Origin of the sequence: Pseudomonas sp., assembly GCF_041601375.1 — a bacterium.
Lineage (GTDB): Bacteria > Pseudomonadota > Gammaproteobacteria > Pseudomonadales > Pseudomonadaceae > Aquipseudomonas.
In genome coordinates, this window is the sequence record NZ_JBFIIG010000237.1 from 1 (window position 1) to 5,657 (window position 5,657).

Sequence of the window (5,657 nt, forward strand, 5' to 3'; positions counted from 1 at the left end):
AGGCCACGGTCCTTGGTCACGTCCAGCGACACCAGGGCGCGCTGGTCCAGGGCCCAGACGAAGGCGGCGATCATCACCAGCAGCATGGCCGCGTAGCCGACCAGGCGTGGCCGCAGCAGCTGGGTCTTGCCGCCGGCCAGGGCGCGCTCGGAGGTGTAGCGGATCAGGCCCGAGGCATAACCCATCTTGTCCATGACGGTGTCGCAGGCATCGATGCAGGCCCCGCAGCTGATGCAGTCCAGCTGCAGGCCATCGCGGATGTCGATACCGGTCGGGCACACCTGCACACAGATCGTGCAATCGATGCAGTCGCCGAGGCCTTCGAGCTGCGGCACGCTGTCCTTCTTGCGCGGCCCGCGACTCTCGCCGCGAGCCGCGTCGTAGGAGACGATCAGGGTGTTGTCGTCGAACATCACGCTCTGGAAGCGCGAGTAGGGACACATGTGCAGGCACACCTGCTCGCGCAGCCAGCCGGCATTCAGGTAGGTGGCGGCGGTGAAAAACAACAGCCAGAAGGCCGTGGTGGCACCCAGGTTGAAGGTGAACAGGTCAGCCACCAGTTCGCGCACCGGGGTGAAGTAGCCGACGAAGGCCAGCGCCGTGCCCAGGCTGACTGCTAGCCACAGGCCGTGCTTGGCGCTCCGGCGCAGCAGCTTGTTCACCGACCAGGGCGCGGCGTCGAGCTTGATGCGCTGGTTGCGCTCGCCTTCGGTCACCTTTTCCACCCACATGAAGACCCAGGTCCACACGCTTTGCGGACAGGTGTAGCCGCACCAGACCCGGCCGGCGAACACGGTGATAAAGAACAGGCCGAAGGCGGCGATGATCAGCAGCGCCGAGAGCAGGACGAAATCCTGCGGCCAGAAGGTCGCGCCGAAGATGTGGAACTGGCTGTTGCCCAGGTCCCAGAGCACGGCCTGGCGCCCGCCCCAGTCCAGCCAGGCGGTGCCGAAGAACAGCAGGAACAGCGCGCCGGCACCATACAGGCGCAGCGAGCGGAACAGGCCGGTGAAGCTGCGGGTATGGATAGGGCCGCCGGCTTTGGCCGGCGTCAACTGGATGGGACGGCGCGGGTCGATCGTGTCGATGACCGTGGCGGGGATACGTTCGCTCATGGGCTGAGCCTCGTCTGGCTGCAATCAGGTGCGACGCATCATCGGCCCAGGCATGTATCGATAACAGGCTCAGAATTTCAAATAAAAAGCGGATCAGCTGGACAGGTTGTCGCAGCTGCAAGCCCTCTCCTGTCAGCAGGAGATCAGCCGGCAGCCATTGCGGAGACGGATTTACGGCCTATCTGATCCGGTTTTTTCAGGTTTACCTGAGGCTGTTTTGTCGCGCGCCTGCCCGCCATAGTTGCAGGCACACGGTCAGCCCGCTGCAGGCAGCGCGCGGCCGGCGATCCGTTCTGACGAGGTGGCCCATGTACCAATACGACGACTACGACCGCGCCCTGGTGAGCGAGCGCGTGGCGCAGTTTCGCGACCAGATCGCGCGGCGCATCAGCGGCGAGTTGAGCGAGGAAGAGTTTCTGCCGCTGCGCCTGCAGAACGGCCTGTATATGCAAAAGCATGCCTACATGCTACGCGTGGCGATTCCCTACGGCACCCTGTCGGCGCGGCAACTGCGCACCCTGGCGGGTATCGCCAAGGACTACGACCGCGATTACGGGCACTTCACCACCCGGCAGAACATCCAGTTCAACTGGATCGAACTGGATCAGGTCGGCGACATCCTCGAACGGCTGGCCGAGGTCGAGATGCACGCCATCCAGACCTCCGGTAACTGCGTGCGCAACATCACCACCGAGGCCTTTGCCGGGGTGGCCGCGGACGAGCTGCTCGACCCCCGGCCGTTGGCGGAAATCCTCCGCCAGTGGTCGACGGTCAACCCGGAATTTCTCTACCTGCCGCGCAAGTTCAAGATCGCCCTGTGCGCGGCGCAGGAAGACCGCGCGGCCGTGATGATGCATGACATCGGCCTGTACCTGTACCGCGACGCGGCCGGCGAACTGCTGCTGCGGGTGATGGTCGGCGGCGGCCTGGGCCGCACCCCGATCCTCAGCCAGCAGATCCGCGAGGGCCTGCCGTGGCAGCACCTGCTGTCCTATGTCGAGGCGGTGTTGCGGGTCTACAACCGTCACGGCCGACGCGACAACAAGTACAAGGCGCGGATCAAGATACTGGTCAAGGCCCTGGGTATCGAAGCCTTTGCCAAGGAGGTCGAGGCCGAGTGGCAGCACATCAAGGACGGCCCGGCGGAGTTGACCGAGGCGGAGTATCAGCGGGTCGCGGCGGCCTTCGACGCCCCGGCCTACGCCAGCCTGGATGACGCCGATCTCGACTACGGCAGCGCCCTGGCGCGCGACGCCGCCTTCGCCCGCTGGGCGTCGCGCAACGTGCGCCCGCACAAGGTGGCGGGCTATGCCTCGGTGGTGCTGTCGAGCAAACCCGGGCCCAGTTCGCCGCCCGGGGACGTGACCTCGACGCAGATGCACGCCATCGCCGACCTGGCCGAGGACTACGGCTTCGGCGAGATCCGCATCGCCCACGAACAGAACGTGGTGCTGCCGGATGTGCGCAAAGCCGATCTGCATGCCCTCTACCGGCGCGCCCTGAGCCATGGCCTGGGCACCGCCAATATCGGCCTACTGACCGACATCATCGCCTGCCCCGGCGGCGACTACTGCGCCCTGGCCAATGCCAAGTCGATCCCGATTGCCCAGTCGATCCAGCAGCGCTTCGCTGACCTCGACGCCCTGCACGACCTGGGCGAGCTGAGCCTGAACATTTCCGGCTGCATGAATGCCTGCGGCCACCACCATATCGGCAATATCGGCATCCTCGGCGTGGATAAGAACGGCAGCGAGTGGTACCAGGTGACCATCGGCGGCTCCCAGGGCAAGGCCAGCGCCCTGGGCAAGGTGATTGGCCCCGCGTTCAGCGCGGCGCAAATCCCCGAGGTCATCGACGGCCTGGTCAAGACCTACCGCGACTACCGCGAGGCCGACGAGCGCTTCGTCGATACCGTGCAGCGCATCGGCCTCGAACCGTTCAAGCAGCAGGTGTATCGCCAGGCGCAGGTGCCGGCATGAACAATCTGATTCGTCTGTACGCTGGCCAGGCCCGACTGGTTGCGGATGATCCCTGGCAGTGGTGGCGCGAGCCGACCCAGCCCCGCCCCGTCGGCCCCTTGATCCTGCCGTTGGCAGCCTGGCTGCAGCGCCAGGATGAGGCCACGCTCAAGGGCCAGCGCCGCAGCCTGGACGGCATCTGCCTGGCCCCGGACGACGAGGTCGAAAGCATTGCGGCCTATCTGCCGGTGCTGCCGCTGATCGCCATCGAATTCCCCAGCTTTGGCGATGGCCGTGGTTACAGCCAGGCCTACCTGCTGCGCACGCGGCTGGGCTGGACCAGCGAGCTACGCGCGCTCGGCGATGTGCTGCGCGACCAGCTCAGCCATATGCGCCAGTGCGGTTTCGATGCCTTTGCGGTACGCGCGGACAGATCCGCCGAGGACGCGCTCAAGGGCCTGGCGGGCATGAGCGTGCTCTACGGCCGCTCGGCCATCGAGCCACGGCCGTTGTTCCGTCGCCGCAGTGCGGGTGAGGCCCCTTGATGCTTAAAGGGCTGACCTGGCTGCTGGCGCTGCAACTGGTGGGCAACCTGCTGAGCGCCTTGTGGCTGCCCATGCTGCCGGGTGCCGTGATCGGCATGCTGCTGTTGTTCGGTTACTTGCTCATGCGCGGCAAGGTGGATGAGCCGCTGAACCAGGCGGCCAGCGGCCTGCTCAATTACCTGCCACTGCTGCTGGTGGTTCCGGCCGCCGGCATCATGCTGGCGGGCGATGCCCTGCGCGAAGACGGCCTGGCAATCGCTGCGGCCCTGGTGCTGTCGTTGCTGCTGACCATCCCCTTCTGCGGCTGGCTGATGCAGCACCTGACCGAGCGCATTGAGCGCAAGGCGGCAGAACCTTGATCAATCTGCTGGAACTACAGACGGTATGCCGCACCCTGGTCAGCCATCCGTTGTTTGCCTTGGGTTTGACCCTGGTGGCCTTCCAGTTGGCGCTCTGGCTGTATCGGTGCAGCGGCTGGTTGCTGCTGCAACCGGTGATGGTCGCCATGTTGCTGGTGGTGGCGGCGTTGTCCGCCAGCGGCCTGGATTACGCCACCTATCGCCAGGGCGCCGCGCCCATCGCCTTGCTGCTCGGCCCTGCGACTGTGGCCTTGGCGGTGCCGCTGTACCACAACTTGAAACGCATTCGCCTGCTGGTATTGCCGATCCTGCTGACGGTCCTGATCGGCGGTGCGCTAACGGTAGTGCTGACCGTGCTGATTGCCCATGGTCTTGGTGCTCGAGTGCCGGTGCTGATGACCCTGTCGACCAAGTCGGTGACCATGCCCATCGCCATGCTGGTGACCGAACAGCTGGACGGCATCGTGCCCCTGGCCGCGGTATTTGTGATGCTCACGGGTGTAATAGGGACGGCTCTTGGTCCGCTGCTGTTGCGCTGGGCCGGGATCGACCATCCGGCTGCCCGCGGGCTGAGCTATGGGATCAACGCTCACGCCATTGGCACGGCTCGGGCATTGGAGGAAGGCGAGGAATCCGGTGCTTTTGCGGCGCTGGCGATGAGCCTGCTCGGTGTGCTCACGGCGGTCCTGCTGCCATTGGCCATGAGCTGGCTCTGAATGCACCGTCCGGTCACGTGCGCGTAGCAGTCGCTCAGCGCTCTAAATCCGAATGGTCACAATGGCCGCCTAATGCAAATAACCGCGCGGCAGGCTCGCTTGAGCGCAGGGCCCGGGTCGATTCGAGCGGCGCGCAGCCAAGGCGGTTCAACCATGCGCCACTCGCCCCTGCCAATACGGCCAGCACCCTCGGCCGGCCCGCTGGCATCCGCCTCAGTCCACGGCAAAGCAGTACAACAGCCCCGCCCCGCCGGTACTCCGCAGGCCAGGCGCACTTGCAAGATATGTATGCTGCCGAGGTGTCACCCAAGTTGATCTCATCGGTGGACGATGGGGTAGCAAAAGAGGTGAAGGCTTGCCCGCTTTGGTGATGTGTGGCCCGAGGTAATCCGCAGGCTGCTTGAATCCGGCCGTTAGGCGCCCTACGCTTTGAATGTCCGGTTTCCCGCATGCGAGAGTGTTGGCGAAGGCCGATATCAACCTTCATCAAGGGGGGGTGGCGCCTAACTCCGTTTCTTTTCCAGACTGGTATGCCGCTCTTGGAGTTCCCGGGTATGCCTTCATCAAAACTCACTCACGCCCCCTTTTGATGTGAGGCCCGCATGGATATCAACGCATTTACTTTCGAGCATCGATGGGCTGTCATCGCACGGCAGCGTGGCTGCCTAGAGCCAAAAAGGTCGGGAATCCTTGATACTTGTCTCGCGGAGGCCGGATGAAGTCTCTTTCCAGCACTGGGTTTGCGCTATTCGGTGCAGCGCTGGTCGCGATCAGTTTCGGGCTCGCGCGCTTCGCTTTCGGCTTGTTCGTGCCCCCTATCCGCGCCGAGCTGGAATTGACGCCATACGCGATCGGCATCATCGGCGCGCTGCCGCTTATCAGTTTCTTGCTGGCCACGCTGGTTGCGCCTTTTGCTGCCGACCGCCTCGGTGCCCGTTACACGGCGATGCTGTCCGGTGGGTTC

General features: G+C 64.8%; 6 protein-coding genes. 5 read left to right on the plus strand and 1 reads right to left on the minus strand.

Annotation, left to right across the window (positions count from 1 at the left end; all coding sequences use genetic code 11):
* A partial coding sequence (gene ccoG, locus ABZE94_RS19930) for a cytochrome c oxidase accessory protein CcoG (protein ID WP_372877736.1) occupies positions 1-1,115 on the minus strand: 1,115 nt, incomplete at its 3' end.
* Positions 1,116-1,423: 308 nt separating this feature from the next.
* On the opposite strand from ccoG, the gene ABZE94_RS19935 reads away from it, so the two are divergent.
* The 5 genes from ABZE94_RS19935 to ABZE94_RS19955 form a co-directional block, all read left to right on the plus strand.
* Positions 1,424-3,094: a nitrite/sulfite reductase gene (locus ABZE94_RS19935; RefSeq protein WP_372877738.1), complete on the plus strand. Its 1,671-nt coding sequence runs from the start codon at positions 1,424-1,426 to the stop codon at positions 3,092-3,094.
* On the plus strand, positions 3,091-3,618 hold the full coding sequence (locus ABZE94_RS19940) for a DUF934 domain-containing protein (protein WP_372877740.1): 528 nt from the start codon (positions 3,091-3,093) through the stop codon (positions 3,616-3,618). Before ABZE94_RS19935 ends, ABZE94_RS19940 begins: the two co-directional genes overlap by 4 nt.
* The gene (locus ABZE94_RS19945) at positions 3,615-3,977 is read left to right on the plus strand and encodes a CidA/LrgA family protein (RefSeq protein WP_372877742.1); all 363 of its coding nucleotides are present in this window, start codon (positions 3,615-3,617) and stop codon (positions 3,975-3,977) included. Before ABZE94_RS19940 ends, ABZE94_RS19945 begins: the two co-directional genes overlap by 4 nt.
* Positions 3,977-4,693: an LrgB family protein gene (locus ABZE94_RS19950; protein ID WP_372877746.1), complete on the plus strand. Its 717-nt coding sequence runs from the start codon at positions 3,977-3,979 to the stop codon at positions 4,691-4,693. Before ABZE94_RS19945 ends, ABZE94_RS19950 begins: the two co-directional genes overlap by 1 nt.
* A gap of 715 nt (positions 4,694-5,408) precedes the next feature.
* Positions 5,409-5,657, plus strand: a 249-nt coding sequence (locus tag ABZE94_RS19955; RefSeq protein ID WP_372877744.1) for a YbfB/YjiJ family MFS transporter, incomplete at its 3' end; no start/stop codon positions are given.

Excerpts from the sequence above, each read along its gene's own strand:
- ABZE94_RS19935 (WP_372877738.1), top strand. The coding sequence starts at position 1,424 with ATGTACCAATACGACGACTACGACCGCGCCCTGGTGAGCGAGCGCGTG.
- ABZE94_RS19940 (WP_372877740.1), top strand. The coding sequence starts at position 3,091 with ATGAACAATCTGATTCGTCTGTACGCTGGCCAGGCCCGACTGGTTGCG.